Annotated in this window: 27 protein-coding genes; 10 read left to right on the top strand and 17 right to left on the bottom strand. The window is 62.2% G+C overall.

All coding sequences use genetic code 11. From position 1 onward, the window contains the following. Positions 1 to 52: 52 nt before the first annotated feature. The 4 genes from FJ543_RS27330 to fabA form a co-directional block, all read right to left on the bottom strand. Positions 53 to 1597 (bottom strand): bifunctional diguanylate cyclase/phosphodiesterase, encoded by a 1545-nt coding sequence (locus FJ543_RS27330; RefSeq protein ID WP_140878284.1) that lies wholly within the window; start codon positions 1595 to 1597, stop codon positions 53 to 55. A gap of 129 nt (positions 1598 to 1726) precedes the next feature. Further along, positions 1727 to 2539, bottom strand: a complete 813-nt coding sequence (gene fabI / locus FJ543_RS27325; RefSeq protein WP_140660650.1) for an enoyl-ACP reductase FabI — start codon at positions 2537 to 2539, stop codon at positions 1727 to 1729. A gap of 31 nt (positions 2540 to 2570) precedes the next feature. Continuing rightward, positions 2571 to 3791 (bottom strand): beta-ketoacyl-ACP synthase I, encoded by a 1221-nt coding sequence (gene fabB, locus FJ543_RS27320; protein WP_140878283.1) that lies wholly within the window; start codon positions 3789 to 3791, stop codon positions 2571 to 2573. A gap of 49 nt (positions 3792 to 3840) precedes the next feature. Then, positions 3841 to 4359: a 3-hydroxyacyl-[acyl-carrier-protein] dehydratase FabA gene (gene fabA / locus FJ543_RS27315; RefSeq protein ID WP_127276870.1), complete on the bottom strand. Its 519-nt coding sequence runs from the start codon at positions 4357 to 4359 to the stop codon at positions 3841 to 3843. Positions 4360 to 4601: 242 nt separating this feature from the next. Here fabA and irrA point away from each other — a divergent pair, with 242 nt between their 5' ends. Then, on the top strand, positions 4602 to 5033 hold the full coding sequence (gene irrA, locus FJ543_RS27310; protein WP_015313995.1) for an iron response transcriptional regulator IrrA: 432 nt from the start codon (positions 4602 to 4604) through the stop codon (positions 5031 to 5033). Positions 5034 to 5061: 28 nt separating this feature from the next. Further along, on the top strand, positions 5062 to 5442 hold the full coding sequence (locus FJ543_RS27305; RefSeq protein ID WP_140660651.1) for a DUF4260 domain-containing protein: 381 nt from the start codon (positions 5062 to 5064) through the stop codon (positions 5440 to 5442). Here the strand turns inward: FJ543_RS27305 and FJ543_RS27300 are convergent. Continuing rightward, positions 5432 to 5992: an SH3 domain-containing protein gene (locus tag FJ543_RS27300; RefSeq protein ID WP_015313993.1), complete on the bottom strand. Its 561-nt coding sequence runs from the start codon at positions 5990 to 5992 to the stop codon at positions 5432 to 5434. The genes FJ543_RS27305 and FJ543_RS27300 overlap by 11 nt on opposite strands. A gap of 148 nt (positions 5993 to 6140) precedes the next feature. Between FJ543_RS27300 and FJ543_RS27295 the strand changes: the two genes are divergently transcribed. Continuing rightward, on the top strand, positions 6141 to 7142 hold the full coding sequence (locus FJ543_RS27295) for a D-glycerate dehydrogenase (RefSeq protein ID WP_140660652.1): 1002 nt from the start codon (positions 6141 to 6143) through the stop codon (positions 7140 to 7142). Positions 7143 to 7177: 35 nt separating this feature from the next. Here FJ543_RS27295 and FJ543_RS27290 read toward each other — a convergent pair whose 3' ends face one another. From FJ543_RS27290 to FJ543_RS27250, 9 genes are all read right to left on the bottom strand, one after another. Beyond that, positions 7178 to 7663, bottom strand: a complete 486-nt coding sequence (locus tag FJ543_RS27290; protein ID WP_181174098.1) for a GNAT family N-acetyltransferase — start codon at positions 7661 to 7663, stop codon at positions 7178 to 7180. Between the two features lie 2 nt (positions 7664 to 7665). Beyond that, positions 7666 to 8418, bottom strand: coding sequence for a molybdopterin-synthase adenylyltransferase MoeB (locus FJ543_RS27285; RefSeq protein WP_140878280.1), 753 nt, complete (start codon positions 8416 to 8418; stop codon positions 7666 to 7668). A gap of 31 nt (positions 8419 to 8449) precedes the next feature. Continuing rightward, positions 8450 to 9589, bottom strand: a complete 1140-nt coding sequence (gene recF / locus FJ543_RS27280; protein ID WP_140878278.1) for a DNA replication/repair protein RecF — start codon at positions 9587 to 9589, stop codon at positions 8450 to 8452. Between the two features lie 66 nt (positions 9590 to 9655). After that, positions 9656 to 10774, bottom strand: a complete 1119-nt coding sequence (gene dnaN, locus FJ543_RS27275; RefSeq protein WP_015313988.1) for a DNA polymerase III subunit beta — start codon at positions 10772 to 10774, stop codon at positions 9656 to 9658. Positions 10775 to 10974: 200 nt separating this feature from the next. Further along, complete coding sequence (gene dnaA / locus FJ543_RS27270; protein ID WP_015313987.1) at positions 10975 to 12519, bottom strand: chromosomal replication initiator protein DnaA; 1545 nt, start codon at positions 12517 to 12519, stop codon at positions 10975 to 10977. A gap of 854 nt (positions 12520 to 13373) precedes the next feature. Next, positions 13374 to 13640 carry a 30S ribosomal protein S20 gene (gene rpsT, locus FJ543_RS27265; protein WP_015319343.1) on the bottom strand — a complete coding sequence of 89 codons (267 nt, stop codon included), beginning with the start codon at positions 13638 to 13640 and terminating at the stop codon, positions 13374 to 13376. A gap of 179 nt (positions 13641 to 13819) precedes the next feature. Next, positions 13820 to 14593: an enoyl-CoA hydratase gene (locus FJ543_RS27260; RefSeq protein WP_140878276.1), complete on the bottom strand. Its 774-nt coding sequence runs from the start codon at positions 14591 to 14593 to the stop codon at positions 13820 to 13822. 33 nt (positions 14594 to 14626) lie between these two features. Continuing rightward, positions 14627 to 15517: a bifunctional DNA-formamidopyrimidine glycosylase/DNA-(apurinic or apyrimidinic site) lyase gene (gene mutM / locus FJ543_RS27255; protein WP_140878274.1), complete on the bottom strand. Its 891-nt coding sequence runs from the start codon at positions 15515 to 15517 to the stop codon at positions 14627 to 14629. Further along, positions 15510 to 16751 carry a phosphopentomutase gene (locus FJ543_RS27250; RefSeq protein WP_140878272.1) on the bottom strand — a complete coding sequence of 414 codons (1242 nt, stop codon included), beginning with the start codon at positions 16749 to 16751 and terminating at the stop codon, positions 15510 to 15512. Before FJ543_RS27250 ends, mutM begins: the two co-directional genes overlap by 8 nt. Positions 16752 to 16902: 151 nt before the next feature. On the opposite strand from FJ543_RS27250, the gene FJ543_RS27245 reads away from it, so the two are divergent. Then, positions 16903 to 17823, top strand: a complete 921-nt coding sequence (locus FJ543_RS27245) for a phosphate/phosphite/phosphonate ABC transporter substrate-binding protein (protein ID WP_140878270.1) — start codon at positions 16903 to 16905, stop codon at positions 17821 to 17823. Between the two features lie 5 nt (positions 17824 to 17828). Here the strand turns inward: FJ543_RS27245 and FJ543_RS27240 are convergent, their stop codons facing one another. The 3 genes from FJ543_RS27240 to FJ543_RS27230 form a co-directional block, all read right to left on the bottom strand. Further along, the gene (locus tag FJ543_RS27240) at positions 17829 to 18470 is read right to left on the bottom strand and encodes a TadE/TadG family type IV pilus assembly protein (RefSeq protein WP_140878384.1); all 642 of its coding nucleotides are present in this window, start codon (positions 18468 to 18470) and stop codon (positions 17829 to 17831) included. Positions 18471 to 18510: 40 nt separating this feature from the next. Continuing rightward, entirely contained in the window at positions 18511 to 19092 is a 582-nt protein-coding gene (locus FJ543_RS27235) for a TadE/TadG family type IV pilus assembly protein (protein WP_015319337.1), read from the bottom strand. A gap of 138 nt (positions 19093 to 19230) precedes the next feature. After that, entirely contained in the window at positions 19231 to 19650 is a 420-nt protein-coding gene (locus tag FJ543_RS27230; protein ID WP_140660658.1) for a pilus assembly protein N-terminal domain-containing protein, read from the bottom strand. A gap of 358 nt (positions 19651 to 20008) precedes the next feature. On the opposite strand from FJ543_RS27230, the gene FJ543_RS27225 reads away from it, so the two are divergent. From FJ543_RS27225 to FJ543_RS27200, 6 genes are all read left to right on the top strand, one after another. Further along, positions 20009 to 20185 (top strand): Flp family type IVb pilin, encoded by a 177-nt coding sequence (locus FJ543_RS27225; protein ID WP_015319335.1) that lies wholly within the window; start codon positions 20009 to 20011, stop codon positions 20183 to 20185. A 188-nt stretch (positions 20186 to 20373) separates the two neighbouring features. Further along, entirely contained in the window at positions 20374 to 20892 is a 519-nt protein-coding gene (locus FJ543_RS27220; protein ID WP_015319334.1) for a prepilin peptidase, read from the top strand. 211 nt (positions 20893 to 21103) lie between these two features. Continuing rightward, on the top strand, positions 21104 to 21913 hold the full coding sequence (gene cpaB / locus FJ543_RS27215) for a Flp pilus assembly protein CpaB (protein WP_015319333.1): 810 nt from the start codon (positions 21104 to 21106) through the stop codon (positions 21911 to 21913). Further along, complete coding sequence (locus tag FJ543_RS27210; protein WP_140660659.1) at positions 21910 to 23436, top strand: type II and III secretion system protein family protein; 1527 nt, start codon at positions 21910 to 21912, stop codon at positions 23434 to 23436. The genes cpaB and FJ543_RS27210 overlap by 4 nt, the downstream gene beginning before the upstream one ends. 14 nt (positions 23437 to 23450) lie before the next feature. Further along, on the top strand, positions 23451 to 24179 hold the full coding sequence (locus FJ543_RS27205; RefSeq protein ID WP_140878269.1) for a CpaD family pilus assembly protein: 729 nt from the start codon (positions 23451 to 23453) through the stop codon (positions 24177 to 24179). Between the two features lie 31 nt (positions 24180 to 24210). After that, complete coding sequence (locus FJ543_RS27200; RefSeq protein ID WP_140878267.1) at positions 24211 to 25494, top strand: CpaE family protein; 1284 nt, start codon at positions 24211 to 24213, stop codon at positions 25492 to 25494. Positions 25495 to 25504 lie beyond the last annotated feature (10 nt).

Raw genomic sequence — 25504 nt, 5'->3', positions numbered from 1 at the left:
TCGGAAGCTTACAGCAGGTCGGGCGAATCCTATTGCCGCGACATGTTGTAGGTCAGTGTAGATTGGCGACGCGCCGGACTTCGTCGGTGGCGTGCCTGTCACCAGCGCTGAATTTGAGCGGCGCCGGCCGGCCGAACAGATAGCCCTGCACCACTTCGCAACCAGCTGCCCGCAGCAGTGTCGCCTGGTTCTCGGTCTCGACGCCCTCGGCAATGATGCTGACGCCAAGCGCCCGGGAAAGCCCGACAATGGTCGACACGACCGCGCCGGAGCTCGCATCGGTATCGATGCGACTGACGAAGGAGCGGTCGATCTTCAGCTTGCCGAATGAGAAGTCGATCAGATAACTGAGGTTGGAATAGCCGGTGCCGAAATCATCGACAGCGACCGAGATCCCCATCTCGGCGAGTTCTTTCAGGATGGCGGCCGCGCGGTCGCGGTCCTGCATCATCGCCGTCTCGGTGACTTCCAGTTCCAGCCGTGACGGCTTGATGCCGGTGCTCCGCATCGTGTCGCGCACAAGGCCGACGAAATCCTTGGTCATGAACTGGACCGGCGAGATGTTGACGGCGACGAAACAGTCGTCCGGCAGATGGCGGGCATCGCTGCAGGCCTTGCGCAGCACCCATTCGCCGATCGGATTGATCATGCCGGTCTCCTCGGCGATCTGGATAAACTCCATCGGAGGGATCATGCCGCGTTCGGGATGCTGCCACCGGATCAACGCCTCGTAGCCGACGATGCGGCCTGTCGGAAGGTCGAGCTGCGGCTGATAATGCAGGTCGAAATCGCCGCGCTCGAACGCATTGTGCAGTTCGGACTCGACCCATTGGCGATGGTCGGCCACCCGCCCCATATCGCTGTTGAAGACCGACCAGTTGCCAACCCCGCTGGCGCGCGCATTCTGCAGCGCCAGGTTGGAACGGCGCAGGATGAGGACCGGATCGATCCCATCCTTGGGCATCGCCACGATGCCCACCGACAGGCTCACCGATTGCTGGTGGGTGCTGAGTTCATACGGCTCCATCATCTCGTCGATGAGCCTCTCGACCATGCTTTCCAGGGTCCCCTGGATCTGGTGATCGGGAAGCAGCACCGCGAACTCGCCGGCCCCGATCCGCCCGATCAGTGCGCGCGCCGGCACGCAGTCGTGCAGCCGCTTGGTGAAGGCGCGGATCAGTTCGTCACCGTGAGTGTAGCCGATTGCATCGTTGATCTGCTTGAACCGGTCGATGTCGATGTCGATCAGGAACATCGGTTCCCCGGTGCGGCTTGTCGCGCATGCCGCCTCGGCGATCTTGCCGACCATCGCCGGGCGGGCCAGCAGTCCGGTCAGCTTGTCGAAATGGGTTTCGTTGAAGACGAAATCCGCTGATTCATCGACACCAGCAAAGAAGGACATTGCCGCCACCGATGCGGCCAGCGCACAAAGCGCGGCCATGATCGACACCATCATATCAGCCGAAATGCCGGCAAATCCGTCGCCGAGACCGTGCTTCAGCCCCCAGATTCCGATGACGAAACTGCCAATGCCCGAACTTGCTATCGTGAGCAGTCGGAACACGGGTGTTCGCTTCGGGTTGATGGCGGCAGGCATGAAAAGGTCCCCAGATGGGAAGCTTTATAGCGGAAACCTTCTTAAAATGAGTTTCCGCGAATGAATCCAATTTTACTGGAGAGGATTATTTTCTTTACTGGCAAAAGACCCGCGTGACCGGGGCCGCCGTCAGTCGCGGCCGCCATCCGTCTGCTTCAACTCGTCGAGGGTCGGCATCGACACGATATGGTAGCCGGAATCGACATAGTGGATTTCGCCTGTGACGCCGGAAGCAAGGTCGGACAGGAGATACAGCGCGGAGCCGCCGACCTCGTCGATCGTCACCGTCCGGCGCAGCGGCGAGTTCCGCTGCTGGTAGGAGAACATGTGGCGGGCGTCCGAAATGCCGGCGCCGGCCAGTGTACGCACCGGACCGGCCGAGATGCCGTTGACCCGGATGCCGCGCGGACCGTAGTCGTTGGCGAGGTAGCGCACGCTGGCCTCCAGGCCGGCCTTGGCGACGCCCATGACATTATAGTTCGGCATGACGCGGACCGAGCCGGCATAGGTCAGCGTGATCATCGAGCCGCCGGCGGTCATCAGGGGCGCGGCATTGCGCGCCACCTCGGTGAAGGAATAGCAGGAGATCACCATGGTGCGGACGAAATTGTCCCGGCTGGTATCGGCATAGAGGCCCTTCAACTCGTTCTTGTCGGAAAAGCCGATGGCATGGACGACGAAGTCCAGTCCGCCCCACGCCTTGCCAAGCGTCTCGAACGTGGCGGCGACCGAAGCGCTGTCCTCGACGTCGCAGGGAACGACCAGCGAAGCGCCGAGCTTGTCGGCGAGCGGCTTGACCCGGCGGCCAAAAGCCTCGCCCTGGTAGGTGAAGGCCAGTTCCGCCCCCTGTTCGGACAATTTCCTGGCAATGCCCCAGGCGATCGAATGATCGTTGGCAACACCCATGACAAGCCCGCGCTTGCCCTTCATCAATCCGTCCATGGCCGGCAATCCTTATATGAAAAACTTGGCCTTATGCGGAGTAGCGCTGGAAAACGAGCGTCGCGTTGGTGCCGCCGAAACCGAAGGAGTTCGACAGAACGGTGTCGATCTCTGCGTTGTCGATGCGCTTGCGTACGATCGGCATGCCCTCGAATTCCGGATCGAGCGTCTCGATATGGGCGCTTTCGCCGATGAAGCCGCCTTGCATCATCAGGATCGAATAGATGGATTCCTGCACGCCCGCCGCGCCCAGAGAATGGCCGGTCAGCGACTTCGTCGACGTGATGAACGGCATCTTCTCGCCGAACACTTCACGGATCGCGCCCATTTCCTTGGAATCGCCGACCGGCGTCGAGGTGCCGTGCGTGTTGATGTAGTCGACCGGCGTGGAAACCGTCGCCAGCGCCTGGCGCATGCAGCGGACCGCGCCTTCGCCCGAGGGCGCAACCATGTCGAAACCGTCCGAAGTGGCGCCGTAGCCGACGATCTCCGCGTAGATCTTGGCGCCGCGCGCCTTGGCGTGCTCCAGCTCTTCCAGCACCAGCACGCCGGCGCCGCCGGCTATGACGAAGCCGTCGCGATTGGCGTCGTAGGCGCGCGATGCGGTCGAGGCCCTGTCGTTGAACTTCGACGACATGGCGCCCATGGCGTCGAACAAGTCCGACATCGTCCAGTCAAGATCCTCGTGGCCGCCGGCAAAGACCATGTCCTGCTTGCCCCACTGGATCAGCTCGTAGCCATTGCCGATGCAATGCGCCGAGGTCGAGCAGGCCGAGGAGATCGAATAGTTGACGCCATGGATCTTGAACCATGTGGCCAAGGTTGCCGAGGCCGTCGACGACATCGCCTTCGGCACCGCGAAGGGACCGATGCGCTTGGGGCTGCCGTTCTTGAGCGTGGTTTCGGCCGCCTCGACGATGGTGCGCGTGGAGGGGCCGCCCGAACCCATGACGATGCCGGTGCGCTCGTTGGTGATGTCGCTCTCGTCGAGGCCGGCATCCGCGATCGCCTGGTCCATGGCGACGTGATTCCACGCCGCGCCCTGGCTCAGGAATCGCATCGCGCGGCGGTCGATCATCGCCGAAGGATCGAGCGTCGGCGCGCCCCAGACCTGGCACCGGAAGCCATGTTCGGCAAAGGAATCGGAAAAGCTGATGCCGGATCTGGCGTCATGCAGCGAGGTCTGCACCTCGTTGGCATTGTTGCCGATCGACGACACGATGCCGAGGCCTGTGACTACGACACGTCTCATTCGCAACTCCTTCCAGGGATGCTGGCCAATGCGCGGGCCAGGGCTGCGGTCAAGCGACCGCCGACTGCTTGGACAGACCGACCTTCAGGTCCGTCGCCGCATATATGGGCTCGCCATCCGCCTTCATCCAGCCATCGGCGATGCCGAGCACCAGCCGGCCGCGCATCACACGCTTGAAATCAACGCCGTACTCGACCTTCTTGACCGATGGCGTGACCATGCCCTTGAACTTGACCTCTCCGGTCGACAGCGCCATTCCCTTGCCGGGTTCGCCAAGCCAGCCGAGATAGAAGCCGGTCAATTGCCACAGGGCGTCAAGGCCCAGACAGCCCGGCATGATCGGATTGCCTATGAAATGGCAGGCAAAGAACCACAGGTCGGGCTTGATATCGAATTCCGCGCGAATGAAACCCTTGTCGAAGGCGCCGCCGGTCTCGCTGACCTCGGTGATGCGGTCGAACATCAGCATCGGCGGGTAGGGCAACTGGGCATTGCCCTCTCCGAACAGCTCGCCACGAGCGCAGGCCAGCAATTCTTCGTAGTCGTAGCTGGATTTCGAACCCGCCATCAATTTCGTCCCCATATCGTCCGGGCGGTAGCGCGCCCTTGTCGTTGGTGTCCTAACACAATCTGTTTCAGGCCGGAAACCGGCGTTTGCGCTTAACCCGCCAGTCTGCCCGGGTCAATGCGCGCTATTGATCGCATTCGGGCGACAGAATATATGTCAACAGGGGTCCGGTTCCGGCAGACATTCATTTTTTTGCCATTCTGGGCGTGTCTTGAAGCGGGACTGCGAGCTTGGAAGACCAGATGGACCGGGGCTGCCGGAAGGAAAATGTCGCTGTGGACAAGCGGGTACGTGAAGCCGGCCTGAGGCCGACCCGTCAGCGCATTGCGCTGGCCGACCTGCTTTTCGCCAAGGGCGACCGCCATTTGTCGGCTGAGGAACTGCATGAGGAGGCGCAGGCCGCCGGCGTGCCGGTATCGCTGGCCACCGTCTACAACGCGCTTCACCAGTTTACCCAGGCGGGGCTGCTGCGCATTCTCGCCGTCGAAGGTTCCAAGACGTACTTCGACACCAACACCTCCGACCACCACCATTTCTACATCGAAGGCGAAAACAGGATTTTCGACATCGCCAACGGCCCGGTAACCGTCACCAATCTGCCGGAGCCGCCCGAAGGCATGGAGATCGCCAATGTCGATATCGTGGTGAGGCTGCGTCCCAAGCGTCCGGAATGATCGGCAAGGCCGGAATAAGCGGTCTGGGATGAAATTCCTCGATTGGATAGTCCGGCTCGAATGGGCCGTCGCGGCGGCTGCCGCGATCGTCTTCTATGGCGCGACAGGCGTTTCCTGGTGGCTCTTCGCGTTGCTCATCCTGGCGCCGGACCTGTCGATGCTGGGTTATCTCGGCGGCCCACGCGTCGGCGCCATTGCCTACAACGCCTTGCACATTCTGATCGTACCGGTGCTTGTGTTGCTTGCCGGGCACCTCGCCGGCAGTGCGGTCGGCAACGCCGTCGCACTGATCTGGATCGCGCATATCGCGATCGACCGCGCGCTGGGCTACGGCTTGAAGCTGTCAACAGGATTTCAGGATACCCATCTCGGCCGTATCGGGCGCAAAAGCGAAACGTTCAGTCCTTGACCCGCTCGCCCGGATAAGCGCCCCAGACGACCGACTGCGCAAGCCAGCCGGTGTGGCCGTCGAACGTCATCTCGCACCACTGGCCGTCGCAGGCTTTGATCGTGCCCATGACGCCGGGTTCTACGATCGCCACCACTCTGGCATCCTTTTCGGGGCTCTTGAGAAGGTTGATCTGGCCGCCCTTGCCGCGCTGCCAGGGAGCGACGATTGCGGTACGTCGGCCCGAAAGCAGCGACTGGTTGATCCATCCTTCCGAGCCGTCGGCGTCGCGCACGCGCCGCCACGTATCGAATTCCTGGATGATTTCCATGGGCAGGCCAGCCTTCATGTACATCCAGTCGACCGAATAGTTGGCGCCGGGGCCGACACGCGAGTTGACGCGGCCGGATTTCAGGCTGACGAATCGCGGCAGCGGCAGGCCGCTCGGTCCGAGCGTGATGGCGCTCTGGGCGGGAGCGGCCGCGCTTTGCGCGCCGGCAAGCGGAGAATAGAGAAGAGCGCCGAGAAATGCTGCGCTGAGGGCCAGGCGAAGCGACGCGAAACCAGACACTTTCGTTCCTTTCGGCACCGGCCCGATGGCTGCGGCACCCCTTTTTCTTTGTCTTCGGCGGCACCGCTTGTTACATGGGTAAATCGGCTACCGCGACCGGCTTTCAGTTTCGCCTGTCTTGGTTAAAGAGGTCTCAACGAGGGAAACAATGGTAGGCAAAAAGAAGCCTCTCGTGGTCATCACGCGAAAGCTGCCCGACCCCGTCGAGACCCGCATGCGCGAGCTGTTCGACGCAAGGCTGAACGTCGAGGACAGGCCGATGACGCAGCCGGAACTGGTCGCCGCGGTCAAGGAAGCCGACGTGCTGGTGCCGACCGTGACCGACCAGATCGACGCCGCACTGATTGCCCAGGCCGGCGACAATCTCAAGCTGATCGCCAATTTCGGCAACGGCGTCGACAAGATCGACGTGGCGGCGGCGGCCAAGAGGGGCATCACCGTCACCAACACGCCCAACGTGCTCACCGAAGATACCGCCGACATGACCATGGCGTTGATGCTGGCGGTGCCGCGCCGGCTGGCGGAAGGCGCCAGTGTGCTCACGGGCGACAAGAAATGGGCCGGCTGGTCGCCGACCTGGATGCTTGGCCGGCGCATCTGGGGCAAGCGGCTCGGCATTGTCGGCATGGGCCGCATCGGCACCGCCGTTGCCAGGCGAGCCAAGGCTTTCGGCCTGTCCATTCACTATCACAACCGGCATCGTGTGCTGCCGGCGGTCGAGGATGGGTTGGAGGCGACCTATTGGGAAAGTCTCGACCAGATGCTGGCCCGCATGGACATCATCTCGGTGAATTGTCCCTCGACACCCGCTACCTTTCATCTTCTGTCGGCGCGGCGGCTCGCGTTGCTGCAGCCCACCGCCTATATCGTCAACACTGCCCGCGGCGACATCATCGACGAAGAAGCGCTGGTCAAGCTGATCCAGGACGGCAAGATCGCCGGCGCCGGCCTGGACGTTTACGAGCACGAACCGGCCCTGAACGGCAAGCTCTTGAAGCTGGCCGCCAGGAACAAGGTCGTGCTTCTGCCGCATATGGGCTCGGCCACGCTCGAGGGCCGCATCGACATGGGCGAGAAGGTCATCATCAATATCCGCGCCTTCGTCGATGGCCATCGCCCGCCGGACCGCGTGCTGCCGCTCAGGACCTGAAAACCTTCCAGGCGCCGGCTCTCATAAACCGAAGCTTACGAAATGGTCTTCCGCATGGTGATGGACGTCGGCCTGTCATAGCCCTCATGCGCCGTCCGTTCGGTTTCGCGAAAGCCGAGCCGGGCAAAGGCGGCATGATTTGCGGCCAGTTCGATCCTCGTCTCCAGTTCGATGTCGGCCTTGCCGCGGCTGCGGGCCAGATCTTCGGCCGCTTGCATCAGCCGCCGGCCAATGCCTTGCCCCTGCCGGTCCGGGGCGACGGCGAGCTTGCCGACATAAAGACCCTCGGCCTTTTCGAGAGCAAAAACGCAGCCCACGATCCTGTCGCCGTCGAGCGCCAGAAAGCCTGTCTCCCGCAAGGCTTTGGCGCGCAGTGCTTCGACTGTGAGCAGGTGAGCCGACGACGGCGGGTCGATGATGCCGTCCATGAAGGCGAAGGCATGCATGATCAGGGCAAGCACATCACCCCAGCGGCCGAAATCGGCGGGGATTTGCGTGATCGAAACAGGGGGTTGTTCCAAGATCAGCGTCTTTTGTAGCGGATGGTCTCGAAGCGGGCGGCGAGCGCATCGTAAAGCAGCAGCCGGCCGATCAGCGGCTCGCCTATGCCGGTGACCAGTTTGATCGCCTCCATTGCCTGCAGGGTGCCGACGACGCCGGTCAGCGCGCCGAGCACTCCGGCCTCCGCACAGGACGGCACCAGGCCCGGCGGCGGGGCTTCGGGAAACAGATCCCGATAGCTCGGGTTCGGCTTGCCGTCCCTGCCGTCCTCGAAAGGCTTCAACACGGTGACCGAGCCATCGAAACGTCCGACGGCCGCATGCACCAGCGGCTTCCCTTCGCTGGCGCAGGCATCGGCAACCACATAACGCGTCTCGAAATTGTCGGACCCGTCGACGACGATATCGTACTTGGCGACGAGGGCAGGGGCGTTTTCCGCGGTGAGCCGGAATGTGTGCGTTTCGACCGATATGTCGGGATTGATGCGGGCGATCGCAGCGCCGGCGCTCTGGGTTTTCAGCATGCCGACCGTATCGGTGCCGTGAATGACCTGCCGTTGTAGGTTGGAGAGCGAAACAGTGTCGTCGTCGACAATGCCGAGCGTGCCGACACCGGCCGCGGCGAGATATTCAAGCACCGGCGCCCCGAGCCCGCCAGCGCCGATCACCAGCACCCGCGCCTGCTTGAGCTTCTGCTGGCCAGCGCCGCCGACCTCGGGCAGCACGATGTGGCGGGCATAGCGTTCGATCTCGTCGGCGGTGAGGGCGGTAGTCATGTCAGGACCATATAGCGGCCGAAAAATCTTGTCAGGGGTCTTCGGTTGGCCCAACCGTGCCATGGTCGACCGTCAGAAACTGAGCGCGGCCATGCAGGCTGGAAAACAGCGCTGCATCGGTACCCGTCATGAAAGCCTGGCAGTTCAGGTCTTCCAGGATCGAGAACAGTGCCGCGCGCCGGCCGCCATCGAGGTGCGCCGCGATCTCGTCGAGCAGCAGGATCGGCGTCAGGCCGGACATTTCGCCGGTCAGCCGGGCATGCGACAGCACGATGCCGACCAGCAACGCCTTCTGTTCGCCGGTCGAGCAGAGTTCGGCCGGCATTGCCTTGGGCCGGTGCCGGACCATGAGGTCCGAGCGGTGCGGGCCCTCGAGGGTACGTCCGGCGGCGCGGTCGCGGTCGCGGCCATCGGCAAGCGCCCGTCGGAACCGCTCCTCGACATCGACCGCCGGCGCACCGGCAATCTCGGCCTCCAATTCACCCGAAAGGCCGATATCGGCCCGCGGAAACGGTCCGGTGTCGGGCAGCCTGTCGATCATGGCCACCAGCAGGCGCACCAACTCGGCGCGCGCGGCCGCTATCGCCACGCCGGTCTCGGCCATCTGCGTCTCTATCGCTTCGAACCAGCTGGCATCCCGCGAGCCTTCCGTCAGCAAGCGGTTACGGCCTCGCATCGCCTTCTCGTAATCGAGTGCGCGCTGGCCATGGCCGGGATCGATCGCTAGCACCAGCCGGTCGAGAAAGCGCCGGCGATCCGCGGCCGGCCCGGTGAACAGCGAATCCATCGCCGGCGTCAGCCACACGACCCGCAGCCATTCCAGCATGTCCTCGGCCCGCGCCGCGGCTCCATTTATACGCACCCGCCTGCCGCTCTCCGCAGTGTCGCCCCCGGAAATGCCTGTACCGATCTCGACCTCGCCTTCAGGTCCGTCGAGCCGTGCATGCAGGGCAAAACCGCCATCGCCACCCTCACGGGCCACATCCCCGTAGGCTGCGCGGCGCAAGCCGCGTCCCGGTGTCAAAAAGGAGATCGCTTCGAGGAGATTGGTCTTACCGGCACCATTGTCGCCGGAAAAGACCACGGCGCCCGGCGCGACATCTATCGCAAGGGTCGCATAGTTGCGAAAATTGGTAAGCGTGAGCTTACTTATGTGGGTTTGTCCCGGCAACCGCTATCCGCCTGTAGAAGTCGCCGCAATCAAGGCCTAGTCGTATCGCCAGCGACGCCGCGCCGGCTATACCCGCATCGGCATCAGCACGTAAAGCGCGGTCTCATCGGCCATGTCGTGGATCAGCGTCGGCGAACCGGCATCGGCCAACATGAATTTGGCCTCCGTGCCGGTCAATTGCGCGGCGACATCGAGCAGGTATTTGGCGTTGAAGCCGATCTCGATCGGGTCGGCCGAATAGTCGGCCGCCAGTTCTTCCGTGGCGCTGCCTGAATCCGGATTGTTGACCGCAAGCGTTACCTGGCCTTCGCTGATCGAGAGCTTCACCGCGCGGCCGCGTTCGGAAGAGATGGTCGAGACCCGGTCGACCGCGGCGGCGAAGCTTTGGCGGTCGAGGATCAGCTTCTTGTCGTTGCCGGTCGGAATGACCCGCTGATAGTCCGGGAAGGTGCCGTCGATCAGCTTCGAGGTGAGGACGACGCTGCCAATTGTGAAGCGGATTTTGGTGTCGGACAGTTCGGTGGTCACGGCGACATCCGGATCGTCGACCAGTTTCTGCAACTCGCTCACTGTTTTGCGCGGAATGATGATGCCCGGCATGCCCTCGGAGCCGGCCGGCGCGTCAATCTCGGCGCGCGCCAGCCGATGGCCGTCGGTTGCCACCGAGCGCAGCTTCAGCTTGCCGCCGACTTCATGCGTGTGCAGGTAGATGCCGTTGAGATAGTAGCGTGTCTCCTCGGTGGAGATGGCGAACTGCGTCTTCTCGATCAGGCCCTTCAGCGCCACCGCATCGAGGCGGAAGATGTGCGAGAAGGATCCGGCCGAAAGCTCGGGAAAATCGGATTGCGGCAGGCACTGCAGGCGGAAGCTCGAGCGGCCCGACGTCACCGTCATGGCGTTGCCGTCCTCATCCGTCTTCAGCATTACCTCGGCGCCGTCGGAGAGCTTGCGCACGATGTCATAGAGCAGGTGCGCGGGGACCGTCGTCGCGCCGCCGCGCTCGACCTTGGCGGGCGTCGCTTCCGTCACCTCCAGGTCGAGGTCGGTGGCCTTCATTTCGAGGCTGGCGCCGTCCGCGCTGAGAAGCACGTTCGACAGGATCGGTATGGTGTTGCGCCGTTCGACCACGCGGTGCACGTGGTTGAGCGACTTCAGGAGATTTGACCGTTCCAGGATAACACGCATGACGAAACAGGCTCGCTTGAATGAATGAACGGGTCTCCGGCTGCCGGCGCCCCGCGAAAGCTCTGAACAGGCTTCAGAATCTACGCAAACTGACAGGAAAAAACCAGTGAACGCAAGCCCGCGCCACCGGTTCGGGCCGGTTGCGCGGGCTTTCTGGGGATAAAGCTGGCCAACCCCGCAAGCGGGCGCTTTCCAGCCGGTCAGGCCTGGTCGTTGATCAGCCTTCTCAGCAATTCCAGTTCCTGCGCCAGCGTGTTGTCATTGCCGGAAAGGTCCTCGATCTTGCGCACGGCGTGCAGCACCGTCGTGTGATCGCGGCCACCGAAGCGCCGTCCGATTTCCGGCAGCGAGCGCGGCGTCATCACCTTCGACAGATACATGGCGACCTGTCGCGGCTTGACGATGGTGCGCGTGCGCCGATTGGACAGCAATTCCGTCTTCGAGACGTTGTAGTGACGCGCCACGATGCGCTGAATGTCCTCGATGCGGACCCGCTTCGGCTCGCCCGTGCGATAGATGTGGCCGAGGATCTCGTCGATGCGGTCGATGGTGATCTGCGGCTCGAACGACTGGCGAAACAGGAGCTGGTTGAAGGCACCCTCCAGTTCACGTCCGCTGCCGGTCACGGTGCGGGCAACGTGGTTGAGGATCTCTTCGGAAATGCCCAGCGATGCATCGTCGATCCTGGCCGTGGCCAGACGCAGTTTGAGCATGCCGAGCCGCATGGCGAAATCGGGCGCCGACATTTCGAGCGCGACGCCGCCATTGAGACGCGAACGGACCCGCGGTTCGAGCGATTCCAGCTCCGACGGTGGCCGGTCGGCGGCAACGACGACCTGCTTGGCGCTGTCGAGCAGCATGTTGATCAGATGACAGAATTCATGCTGGATCGATTTGCCCTGCAGGAATTGCATGTCATCGATGATCAAGAGATCGATGTCGCGCAACTGCTCCTTGAGCGTCAGTGCGTTGTTGTCGCGGATCGCCGTGGCGAAGCGCCACATGAAATACTCCGCGGTGAGGTAGACGACGCGTGACTTCGGGTTCTGCTTCAGCGATTCCGCCGCGATGGCCTGCAGCAGGTGCGTCTTGCCGAGCCCGACGGTGGCATGCAGGAAAAGCGGGTTGAAGCGTACCGCGCTCGACTGCGATTCCGCCACGGCCTTGGCGGCGGCGAAGGCAACGCGGTTCGACGGTCCCTCGATGAAGGAGCCGAACGTGTAACGCGGATCAAGCGGTGATCCCAGGACATTGTGGCGGAACTCGCTCTCGACCGGCACGCCCGGACGCGGCATCGGAGACCGCTCCACCCTACTTGGACTGACGGTGCCGGCGGCCAGCGCCGTCTGCGTCTGCCGCGTCATCTTGCGGGCCGGCGCCAATTCCGGTTCGGGCTGGCCGCGCCCCTGACGGGTTGCGGTGCGCACGACGATTTCGATCTTGAGAAGCTCGGGATCCTCGTGCTTCCACAGCTCTGAAATGAGATCATGATAGTGGCCGTTGATCCACGAGCGCAGGAATGCGGTGGGCACGGAGATGCGGACAATGCCCTTGGACGCTTCCGCGACCTTCATGCGCCCAAACCAGCTGGAATAGACTTCGGTTCCCAGGCGCGCCTTCAACTGGGCCTTGACCCGGTCGAACTTCTGTTCCGCGTCGCTGGAGACCGCCATCTCGTTTGCTCCGATCAAAGTTCCAGGAAATGGGAGGTCGCCCGTAAGCTCCCTTTCGATGCCGCTCTGCATGATCGAGTTCCTTGCCTTTCTGTACCTGTTTTTCGCTGGGGATGCGCCTCCTGCATCCTTTTCCGGCGACCGTGTCTTCGCTACGATGCCCATTGCCGCCGCCGGCAATGAACGTCGCCCACTATCCGACGGGAACCGGTGCCGGCCCATGGAAGCCAGTCCGCGTTGGGTATGTCAGGGCAATACAACGCCGTCCGGCGAAAGAGCGCCGGCGCGCCGTCCTACCTGCCATGTCTAGTTACGCCAGTCCCCTACCGTATCGAAAAAGAGCAAACCATACCCGTTCGCGGACTTGATCCACGTCGCAAATCCCGCCAATTTAAGCTGGCCGCGTAAGGCTGGGTTAGGGCCAGAGGCCCGTCCCGTTCGATAGATCGACATTACCGAAATCGCTGTGGATAGGGCAAGGCCACGTCTAACGGATTTTTAAGGAATCTGGTTACCTCGGGCAGGTTGGAGCGCCATGCCGCAGCGGCATATTTTGACAAAGCCATTGGGATTCAAACCCTTTTCCGACGAATATGAAAAAGCCGGGCCGGCGCGAAATTTTCTGAAATAATTCACTTGACAGCCAGTTGTCCTCCCGTCTCTTCGGCGCGTTGTGGACAAGCTGTGGATGACTGTCGCTAACCGCTTGAAAAAAAATAGCTATTTGTGCGGAGCGTAGTTTTTTCAGTCGGCGCTTTTCAAGCGTGCCGGTCATCAGCGGGCATGTATGTGCCGGCAAATCATTTCGCACTCGGGAATCTGCACTTGGGGCTGTCTGCGGCTATTCTTTTTAAGTACTTGCCGGCAAACGAAAAAACCCGGCGCGATCGGCCGGGTTCGAAGAAGATCGTCCTGAAAAGGCGATGTCAGGCCGACAGCACCTTGAGGCGCTGGGCGAGGCGCGACACCTTGCGGGACGCTGTGTTCTTGTGCATCACGCCCTTGGTTGCGGCGCGCATCAATTCCGGCTCGGCTGCCTTGAAGGCGGCCTGTGCGGCGGCCTTGTCGCCGGAGGCGAGTGCCTCTTCGACCTGGCGCACGTAGGTGCGGACGCGCGAGCGGCGGTTCTTGTTGATCGCTGCGCGGCGGGCGATCTTGCGCGTTGCCTTTTTGGCCGAGGATGTGTTGGCCATGATGCCTCTCTTCTGATCTGGTCGGCGCACGCGGCGTGCCGCAGGGCGCAAAAAACAAACGGGCAGACACGGGGTCGCCTCGGTTGGTGCGGCTTATAGTTCAGCTTTTCCGGCGCGTCAACGCCGACGGGCGTTCTTTTTGCCGATGCCACGGGTTTCGGAGGCTGGCCCGCCACGCCCTACCGGTTGGTGAAATTCGGCTTCCGCTTTTCGGCGAACGCCGCCATCCCTTCCTTCTGGTCTTCGAGCGCGAAAAGCGAGTGGAACAGGCGGCGTTCGAAGCGCAATCCCTCGGCAAGCGTCGTCTCATAGGCCCGGTTCACCGCTTCCTTGGCCATCATCACCGATGGCAGCGAGAAATCCGCGATTTTGGCCGCCGCCTTGACGGCCTCTTCGATCAGCTCGGCGGCCGGAACGACCCGCGACACCAGGCCCGAACGTTCGGCCTCGGCGGCATCCATCATCCGTCCCGTCAGGCACATGTCCATTGCTTTCGATTTGCCGACGAACCGGGTCAGGCGTTGCGACCCGCCCATGCCGGGAATGACACCGAGCGTGATCTCGGGCTGGCCGAATTTGGCCGTATCGGCGGCAATAATGAAGTCGCACATCATGGCGAGTTCGCAGCCGCCTCCCAGGGCATAGCCGGCCACAGCCGCGATGATCGGCTTTCGTGCCCGCGTGAACTCTTCCCAGCCAACGAAGAAGTCCTGGCTGTAGGCATCCGCGTAGGAGATCGCCTGCATTTCCTTGATGTCGGCACCGGCGGCGAAGGCCTTGTCGGAACCGGTAACAACCACGGCGCCGATGCCAGGATCGGCGCAGAAACCGTTCACGGCCGAGACGAGTTCAGCAAGGATCCGGGAATTCAACGCATTGAGCGCTTTTGGCCGGTTCAGCGTGATCAGCCCGACCTTGCCACGCGTCTCGGTGATGATCGTCTCATAGTCCATGGGCTGCTTCTCCTTGCTCGACGGCGGTCTAGCTTACCTCTGACAGGTCCGGCAATAGAAGGTCGAGCGTCCGCTCTGCACGATACGTTGGACATGGCCGCTGCAGCCGGGCGTGGGGCAAGGCTCACCCTCGCGGTCGTACACGGCGAAGGAATGCTGGAAATAACCCAGCGACCCATCGGTGCGCACATAGTCGCGCAGTGAAGACCCGCCGGCCGCGATGGCGTCCGCGACGACCGAACGGATTGCCTCGGCGAGGCCTTCGCTTTGTTCCCTGGCCTTCTTGCCTGGCTTGGCGATGGTGCCTGCCTCGCGCAGGGGTGACAGCCCTGCGCGCCAGAGCGCCTCCGAGACGTATATATTGCCTAAGCCGGCGATCAGCCTCTGGTCGAGAAGCGCTGCCTTGAGCGGCGCTCTGCGGCCTTTCAGCAGCGAGGCAAGCAGAACGCCGTCCAGCGCATTGCCGGTGGGCTCGACACCCAGTCCGCCCAGCATCGGATGCGTCTCCGGCGGCTCTTCCGCAAACAGCATGAAACCGAAGCGGCGCGGGTCGTTGAAGATCACCCGGGAGCGCGCGCCGGCCGCGGAAACGACATGGAACACGACATGATCGTGCGCCGCGCTCTTCGAACGCTCATGATGGAACACGCCCGGTGTCTCGTCGTCGTCGCCGGTCTCGATGCGAAAGGAGCCCGACATGCCGAGGTGGCAGATCAGAACCGGACCGCCCTGCATATGCATGGTCAGATATTTGGCGCGCCGGCCAAGCGCCGTGACCGTCCTGCCCGTCAGCCGCTCCGAGAACCGTTCGGGAAAGGGGAAGCGCAGATCGGGTCGTCTCATCTCGACCTTGGCCAGATGAGCACCTTCCATGACCGGCTGCAGGCCGCGCCGGACTGTCTCGACTTCGGGCAATTCAGGCATGACCGCCAATCGTGGCGTGGAAGGACGTGCCGTTACGGCCGCGCGCCAGTCGCAGATGTTCGGCAACCGTCTCGCCGATATCGGCGAATGTCGCCCTCAGCCCTATGTCGCCGCCTTTGAGGCCGGGTCCAGTGCCGATGACCGGAATGCGTTCGCGCGTATGATCGGTGCCGCGCCAGGTCGGATCGTTGCCGTGGTCGGCGGTCAGGATGAGAAGGTCGCCCTGCTTCAGCTTCGCAAACGCCTCCGGCAGACGCCGGTCGAAGGCCTCGAGTGCGGCGGCATAACCGGCGACGTCGCGGCGATGGCCGAATTCGGTGTCGAAATCGACGAAATTGGCGAAGACGAGGTCACCGTTGCCGGCCTCGTCCATGGCGCCCAGCGCCTGGTCGAACATCGCCATGTTGCCCGCCGCCTTGCGGACCTGCGAAATCCCGCGATGGGCGAAGATGTCGCCGATCTTGCCGACGGCGATGACGCGGCTGCCGCGCGCCGTCAGCCGGTCGAGCAATGTCGCTTCGGGTGGCGGCACGGCGTAGTCGTGGCGGTTGTAGGTTCGCTCGAAGGTGGCTGATGTCTCGCCGACGAAGGGGCGCGCGATCACCCGTCCGATCCTCAGCGGGTCAACCAGCCGGCGAACCACCTGGCACAATTCATAAAGCCGCTCCAGGCCGAAATGGACCTCATGCGCGGCGATCTGCAGGACGGAATCGACCGACGTGTAGCAGATCGGCTTGCCCGTGCGGATGTGTTCCTCGCCGAACCGCTCGATGATCTCGGTGCCTGGCGCATGGCAATTGCCGAGGATGCCTGAAATCTTGCCCTCGCGGATGATCGCCTCGGTCAGGTCGGCCGGAAAGGCGGGAACCGTATCCGGGAAATAACCCCAGTCGAAGCGCACTGGCAGGCCTGCGATCTCCCAATGGCCGGAAGGCGTATCCTTGCCGCTCGAAATCTCCTGCGCCGCGCCATGGAAGGCATTGGCGAGCAGGTCCGTCCCGAAATGGGTAAAACCCAGTCCTGTCGCCGTCTCGGCCGCCTTGCCAAGTCCCAGCGATGCCATATGGGGAACGAACAGTGGTCCCTGACGAAGCCCTTCGCGATCGGCGCGCCCTTCCGCGCAAGCTTCGGCGATGTGCGCCAGCGTGTTTGCACCGGCGTCGCCATAGCGTTCTGCGTCGGCCGCGCCGCCGATGCCGAAGGAATCCAGGACAAAGAGGAATGCACGCGCCATCGGGTCATTTGTTGCCAGTGTGGACCTCAAGACATAGGGTTCCACGGCGGCCTTGGCAATTCGGAAACCAAACGGCAATACAGGCACAAAGATCAGGTGTCGCGACCAGTTGGGCGCCCATGGACGAAACAAGAGGCAAGGCGGTCCCGTCATGAAGGCTGCGCTCAAGACATGGACTGCCCTCATGGCTGTGAACGGCGCGTTCTTTTGTGGACCGGCGTGGGCAGACTGGCGCGACGACATCGGCACATTTCGCATCGGTATCGTCGCCGAACCCGGCGCCGGCAATACCGTTCCGGGGCTGGCCGTGCTGACGCAAGCCTTTACCGATGCGCTCGGCATGAGGGTGGAATTCGTCGTTGCCCGCGATTACGCGGCATTGATCGAGGCACAGGCCAATGCGCGGATCGAATACGCCATCTATTCGGCGACCGCCTACGCCACGGCGCTGCAACGCTGCGAATGCATCGAGCCGCTCGTGGCTCCGGTCGATTCAGACAGTGCGGCCGGCATCCGCTCGGTACTGCTGACCAGGGACGGCAAATTGCCCGGCCTGGCTGACATGGAGACCCGCCGGATCGCCATGCCGCCGCCGGACAGCGTCGGCGGTTCGCTTTTGCCACTGGCGGGCCTGGCCGCCGAACACGTCAGGATCGCCGAAGACGCACCATTCCTTGTCCATGCCCCGTCGGCCTCGGCGGCCGAGACCATGCTCGTCGACGGCGAGGCCGACGCCCTGTTCGGCTGGGTGAAGGCCGCGGCCGACGGTCAGCCGCGACTGCCTGGGGGCACGCAGGCACGGCTCGAATCATCGGGCCTTCCGGCGTCGGCCCTTCAGGTCGTGTGGACGTCGGGTCTGCTGAGATACGGTCCCCATGCGGTGCGCGGCGACCTCGATCCGGAAGCCAAGCGTCGGCTGACGGTGTTTCTCACCAATCTCAAATCGACGACGCAGGATGTCTACGATCTCCTGGAGCCGAAGCATGCCGGCGGCTTCATGCCCGTGGTTCCCAAGGACTATGCGGCGGCGGAGGCCATCGTGCGGATGGTTTCGGTCGATGGGCGGCAATAAGTCATTCAGCAATCGCTGCAAGGGATCGTGACGCTTCTGCGGGGACGCAGATAATAGGTTTCGCCCATCGTCATGCCTTTGGCGAGCGTCTCGACAAACCCGAGCTTCTGTTGGCTGTCGGTCGTCCAGCTGGTGATCGGCTTATAGGCCAGGGTGCTGTCGACGCGGACGAGGAAGGTTCCGGGGACCCTGAGGCTTGCCGGAACCGTGGTGGCGGTGCCGGCGGTGGCTCCGACGCCGTTCACACCGTTGACCACCTTGCGCGACCACACCACCAGGACCTGCGGCGTGGCATCGGTGGTGACCTGTATGGCCGTGATGGTGATGTCCGGCACGGAGCGGTTATAGGGTTGAAGGGTCAAGGTGCCGATCTTCATGATGGCATCGAGGTCCACTTTGGCGATGGTCGGCTGTTGTGTGACGAGATCGGCGACCATGCTGCCGACACGGCTGACCTTCTTGCTCGTCTCGATGGCCTGCGAAGCCTCCATGGTCATGAAATACATGACCAGCAGGATAGGCGCGATAAGCGCGAACTCGACCGCCGCGACGCCACGACGATTGGACCAGAACCGGATTGATTTGCCCCAGAGCATTGATTTGCCCCAGAGCCCAGCAATTCCCTGATGTGCCCCCGCACGCATCATATTCACTGCCTTTTTTCTTGTTGTTGCTTCGGTGATTGTCTCAATTGTCGAACGGCTCGTTCTGCCAGGTCACCGAAGCGAAATGCAGCGTTTTGTTGCCGCCCATCGACTGCGCCATCAGGTTGGTCATGATGGGCCATTTGTAGAAAACCCGCAGCATGTTCCTTGACTCCGCCGCACCCGCCGTGACGGTAAAGGGCACATCGGCGCCGCTATTCGTCAGCTGGATGTTACCGCCCTGAATCCTGAAGCCGGCCTGGGCCGCGTCGGCGAAAGCCGTGTACTGGCGAAGATCGACGCTCAACTGATTGGGGCAATCCTGCGAAACGATGATTTCCAGCTTGCCGCAGATCATGTTCTTCAAATTGTCTCCGGCGACGTCAGCGGCCCTCAACTGGCCGGTGCGCAGCCGGCGCGCGACATCGTCTGTAATGTTGGCCATCACCTCCTGGCTGGCAAACGAGATGCAGCTTTCGAGGATGGCGAAGACGAGAAGCGCGAACGGCATCGCAAGCAGCGCGAACTCGAGCGCCGTGGCGCCGCGCCGGTCGCGCACGAAGCGCTGGAAAGGCCTGGCGCGCTCGATCTTGCGTTGATCTGTCGAGCCGATTTCCTTGCTCATGCGATGTTCCTGCCATCCTGGACGGTGCTGACAGGTGTATTAGTGCAAACCAATTGAGGTCCGGTTTGAATGATCGTTAAACTCGGCGCAGGCGCTTTAACCAGGCAGTAACCTGGGCGCTGGCACGGCCCGCATGGCTTATTTGCTGACGCTCATCTCGGCTTCGGACGATTTCTCCGCGTCGCTCTTGTAGGAGCTTTCGCAATAGGGCGTGCACGACATGGTCTGGACCTCCGCGCGCCGGTAAATGCGAACCGACGAGGCCGCCTGGCGGACCACGGTAACCTGTGCGTCGACGATCGGGCTGCCCTCTGGGTCGAGAACGACGAGATTGGTGACACCGAAACCCTTGCCGGTGAGCACGATCGTCGAGGCATCCTGGACGGAGGCGTCGGCGATTGCCGGGTTGCCCACGACGATCGTATCGGCGGGGCGCGACAATTTCACGATCTTGGCCTGGTTCATGGTGACCTCGATCCCGGCGCCGGCCCTGGCGGGCGCGGTCAAGCTGGCGGCAAGAAGCACGGCAATCAGAATTGAGGATCTCGGCACGGCCATCACGGCGCTCCACGCAAGCGGACTGTTCAACAGAACATGAACGAGATTGGTGAACCAACGGTTAAGTTGACTTGTTGCGCCCGGATATGGCGGTCGGCATGGCCGAGCGCACCATCGGACTCGTGCAGGCGTCGCAAGCCTGCCCAAGCCCTTGCCGTTTGCGGCGTCGACCTGCAAAACAGAACATTAGCCAGCGCTTAGTGTGGAGTTAACCACGCAACATGTTCTAGCCGGGAAAGGAATCGGTAAGGCTGTTTATTAAGCCGATCGAAAGAGCTTCTCCCTAGATTTGCAGCATCCGATCAACCATCACAGAAGTTGACGGAAGTGCTGTAACACGTGGAGTAGGAGCTCTCGAATGTCTAATCTCATCGCACGTTTCGTGAAGGACGAATCCGGCGCGACCGCCATCGAATATGGTCTGATCGCCGCTCTCATCGCGCTCGCCATCATCACCGGCGCAGGCGCGCTCGGCAATGCCATCAACGCCAAGTTCACGGCCATCGGTACAACGCTGAACAGCAGCGGCAGCTGATCTGCTTATTTGCTGATCACCTGGATTGCATTCTGGACAGGGGTCGCCACATTGCGGCCCCTGTTTGTCTGTGACCGGTCCAGAGTGCTGCCGACAACGACCGTCTTTTCATGCGGACCTCATCAATCGTTAATCGAACCGACCTAGATTGAGTATCCTGGAAATCCGCACAATAGGCATAAGCGCCGATGCTTGAAGCCCTGATCTTCGTCGTCTTCCCGTTCTGCATGCTGTTCGCCGCGATCTCCGACATGCTGTCGATGACGATCGCCAATCGCGTGCCGGTGCTGCTTGTCGTCGTCTTCGCGCTGGTGGCGCCGCTGACGGGCATGGACTGGGCAGCCTATGGCGGACATTTCGCCGCCGGCGCCATCGTCCTTGCCGTGACGTTCGGCCTGTTCGCCTTGGGTGGCATGGGCGGCGGCGACGCCAAACTGCTGGCCGCCACGGCCGTGTGGATGGGGCTCAACGTGCATCTCGTCGAATATCTGGTCGTCTCGACATTCATCGGCGGCCTTCTGACAATCGCCATCCTGCTTTACCGGAAGTCGACGCTGGCGGTTTTCACCGGCCGCAATCCATTCCTGCGTCATTTCGCCGAAGAGTCGGCCGGTGTTCCCTACGGGATCGCGCTCGGCCTGGGCGGACTGCTGACCTTTCCCGATTCCCCCATGATGGTATGGGCGCTGGCAAGGCTGGCGAACTGAATTCATCAATTTTTTCGTCGGCTGACATGCCTTGCAAGCCGTCTTGCGGAGCGGCGGCCCAGCATTTCCGCGCATCTCGGCGCGATCCATCCAATTTATGTAAACCTTAAATTAATCACGATCGTAAGCATTGCATTAACCTTGTTTTGACGATTGCCGCTGCAAAGTCCGGCTTGGCTAGGTGGTTTGCCAAGGGCGAGGGTTCGGACAGATGCCAGCATCCCGATTGATTATTCTGAGCGTGGCGGTGGCCGCGGCGGGCGGTGCTGGCTATGTCGCGAAAAACATGGTCGCTCCGCCGCCTCAGATCGTCGTCGATTCTGGCCCCCAGGCCCCAGCGGTATCCCTGCAGGACGTGCTCGTGCTTTCGGGCGATGTCGCGATGGGCAACGCGCTCCAGAACAGCATCGCCTGGCAATCCTGGCCCGCTGACGGCATCAACGCGAATTTCATCACCAAGGCCACCGCTCCCGATGCCCTGGAGAAGCTGAAAGGGTCGATTGCCCGTGTGCCGATGTATGCGGGCGAGCCCGTGCGGCGCTCCAAGCTGATCGGCGAGGGGCAAAGCTTCATGTCGTCCATCCTGCCTTCCGGCATGCGGGCGGTCGCCACGACCATATCGGCCGACACCTCGGCCGGCGGCTTCATTCTTCCAAACGATTTCGTCGACGTCATCATGACCCGCAGGGCCGATGCCAACACTGGGGCCGGCTTCAGCACCGAGACCATCCTGAAGAATATCCGTGTCCTGGCAATCGATCAGACCATCCAGGAAGACGAGGAAGGCAAGAAGACCAGGGTAGGCCAGACCGCCACGCTGGAGCTGACACCCAAACAGGCGGAGATCATCACCGTTGCCCAGCAGATGGCGGATCGCCTGACGCTGGCGCTGCGGGCGATCACGGACACCCAGGAAAAGAATGTGGGCGAGGCCGACTATCTCGTTTCCGGCAATGGTCGCAGGGGAACGGTGAGGCTGATCAAGTCGGGCGAAGTCTCCGAGGTAGGGGCAAGGAAATGAGGCTAAGCGCTAAACTGCCGGCAATCGCAGCCATGGCATTCGGCCTGCTGCTGGTCGGAGCGAATGTGCAGGGCGTCGAGGCGAAGAGCACGCAGGTGTCGGCCACGACAGCCACCCAGCGCGTCAAGCTGGGCCTCAACAAGTCGGTGGTCATAGACCTGCCGAGCGATGCCTATGACATTCTTGTCGCCAATCCCTCTGTTGCCGACGCCGTGACCCGTACCGCAAGGCGTATCTATCTCTTTGGCAAGTCGGTCGGCGAAACCAACATCTTCGTCTTTGGACCGAACGGCGAACAGATCGCCAGCCTGGATCTTGCCATCGAACGCGACGTCGCCGGCCTGGAAGACTATATCAAGCGCTTCCTTCCGACATCGACCGTGAAGGTGGAACTGCTGAACGACAACGTCATCCTGACCGGCACCGTCGACACGCCGCTGGACGCCAAACGAGCGGTCGACTTGGCGACGATCTTCGTCTCGGGCGGTGAGGCGACGACGGGCCAGTATTCGCAGACCGCCGCCGGCGGCTCGGCCCAGAGCGGTGTCGACATCAACAACCCGGACCAGGAGCGCCGTGTCTCCAAGATCGTCAATCTCTTGCAGATCATCGGTGACGACCAGGTCACGCTGAAGGTGACCGTCGCCGAAGTCAGTCGCTCCGTGATGAAGCAACTCGGTGTCAACATGCTCAGCAGCGGTAGCTCGAACGGCATCAGCTACGGGGCCTTGAGTTCGCCCAATTACGGACTTGGCAAGCCACTTTCGCAGAATTCATACTTCAGGCTCGGCGACGGCCTCGGCAATGGAATTCAGGCCTACGTCAACGCGATGGAGCAAAGCGGCGTCATGAAGACGCTTGCCGAACCGACCCTCACGGCGGTTTCTGGCGAGAAGGCGACGTTCAAGGTCGGTGGGGAATTCAATCTCATCACCGGACGCACCAACAATGTTTCGAGCGACAATCAGACCGGCCAAGTTACGTACACCAATGACAAGCTCGAATATGGCATTGGGCTTGAGTTCCAGCCCGTAGTGCTGTCGGCCGGGCGCATCAGCCTGAAGGTCAGGACCTCCGTATCGGAGCCGACCGCGGAAGGTGCCACTACGCTCGAAGGGGCAGGCGCCTTGCCTGGAATGACCATACTGTCGATCCGCAAACGCCTGGCAGACACCACCGTTGAGCTACCCTCCGGCGGCTCCATGATGATCGCCGGCCTGGTGCGCGACGATGTCCGTCAGGCGGTCTCCGGTCTGCCAGGTCTCGCCAAGATTCCCGTGCTCGGCACACTCTTCCGCAGCAAGGACTTCGTCCGCAACGAAAGCGAGCTCGTCATCATCATCACGCCCTACCTGGCGCGGCCAGTGGCACGCAATGATCTCGCCAAGCCGGACGACAATTTCAACCCTCCGAGCGATGGCGCCGGGATGTTCCTTGGGCGTGTCAATCGCGTCTACGGCACCATGCAGACCGACAGGCCCAACGGTCGCTATCACGGCGTCGTCGGCTTTATCTACAAGTGAACGGGAAAGCGGACATGTCTCAGTCAGCATTGAAGGCAAGGATCTCTGCGATGCGCTCCGGCCGTTCTTGGATAAGCCTGCGCGCCTTTCCCATCGTGGCGGTAGCGGTATCGGGCCTGCTGGCCGGTTGTGCCCAGCGCGACAGTGTTACTGTGGGCGCCATCCCCGACGACTATCGCACCAATCATCCGATCGTCATCGCGGAGAAGAACCAGAAGATCGATCTTCCCGTCGGCGCCGGCGACCGTGGCATGACCGGCTCGCAGCGCGACACGCTTCTAGGGTTCCTCGACGGCTACGACAAGTCTGCCGCTTCGACATTGACGATCCAGGTTCCAAGCGGATCGGCCAACGAAGTCGCCGCGACGGCGGCTGGCCGTGATTTCGCCCGGCTCGCGGTCGCCGCCGGTATCAAGCGCGACCGGATCGTTGTGGTCTCCTATCAGGCTGGATCGAGCGAGGCCTCAGCCCCGGTTCGCGTTTCCTATATCGCGGTGAGGGCACAGACCGACAAATGCGGGCGTTGGCCCGATGACCTGGTGGACACCTCGGAAAACAAGCACTACGCCGATTTCGGCTGCTCCTATCAGAACAATCTTGCCGCTCAGATGGCCAATCCAAATGATCTTCTCGGGCCGCGCAAGCAGACCACCATCGATGCGGAACGGCGTGGTCAGGTCATCGATGACTATCGGAAAGTTCCGTTGGCAGTGCCTCCGGTCAACCAAGAAGTCGATTACTGATTATGATTGCAAAGTCTAGGGGCAACCAACCATGAGCAGCCTTGCCTATGACGCCACCGTCGAGGGCGGCGATACCTCGCCGCAGGACGTCGCCGCGATGCAGGCGTTGCGGCCGGTTCCGCGCATTTCGATCCAGGCATTCTGCGAGACCGAGGGCGTTGCCAATCCGGTCCAGCGCGCCGGGGAGGACCGTCGCATGACCAAGGCGCATCTCAAGGTCCATATGGGCGGCGTCGCCACCGCAATCGAATTCTACCAGTCGGCGCCGACACCGAACCTGATCCTGCTGGAATCGCGCAGCGAACCCAAGCAATTGCTGGAGCAGCTCGCCCAGCTTTCGGAATACTGCGATCCATCCTCGAAAGTGGTGGTGATCGGTCACTACAATGATGTCGGTCTTTATCGCGAACTCATCCGTTCCGGCATCTCCGAGTATGTCATCGCGCCGGTGTCGATGGCCGACATCGTCAGCGTCGTGTCGTCGATCTTCGTCGATCCGGATGCCGAACCGCTCGGCCGCACCGTCGCCTTCGTCGGCGCCAAGGGCGGCGTCGGCTCTTCCACTATCGCCCACAACGTCGCCTGGGCAATGTCCTCCCTGTTCAAATCCGAGGTCGTTGTCGCCGACCTCGATCTCGCCTTCGGCACCGCCAACATCAATTTCGACCAGGATCCGGCCCAGGGCATCGCCGAGGCGGTGTTCTCGCCCGAGCGCATAGACGAAGTCTATCTCGACCGGCTGTTGACCCAATGCGCCGAGCACCTGTCGCTGCTTGCGGCGCCCTCGACGCTGGAACGCGTCTACGACTTCGATCCCGATGCCTTCGCGCAACTTGTCGATACCGCGCAGCGCAGCGTGCCGCTGCTTGTGCTCGATGTTCCTCATGTCTGGACGGGATGGGCCAAGAACACGCTGGTCAAGGCTGACGAGATCGTCATCACGGCGACTCCGGAACTGGCCAATCTGCGCAACACCAAGAACCTGGTCGACATGTTGAAGCGGCTTCGTCCGAACGACCCGCCGCCGAAATTGATCATCAACCAGGCCGGCGTGCCCAAGCGGCCCGAGATCTCGGCATCCGATTTCGCCGAACCGCTCGGCCTGACACCAATGTCGGTCATCGGCTTTGATCCCCTGCTGTTCGGCAATGCTGCAAACAACGGGCGGATGCTGGGCGAGATGGATGCCAAGAATCCGGTTGTCGCCATAATCAACGAGATTGCTCATGTGCTGACGGGCCGCAGCGAAATCCGGGCGAAGAAGAAAGCTGGCCTGGGCAGTCTGCTCGGCAAGCTCTCGCGCAACAAGAAGTGACGCAATGGGG

Origin of the sequence: Mesorhizobium sp. B2-5-7, assembly GCF_006440875.1 — a bacterium.
Classification (GTDB): domain Bacteria; phylum Pseudomonadota; class Alphaproteobacteria; order Rhizobiales; family Rhizobiaceae; genus Mesorhizobium; species Mesorhizobium australicum.
This window is presented reverse-complemented; position numbering and strand designations above follow the sequence as displayed.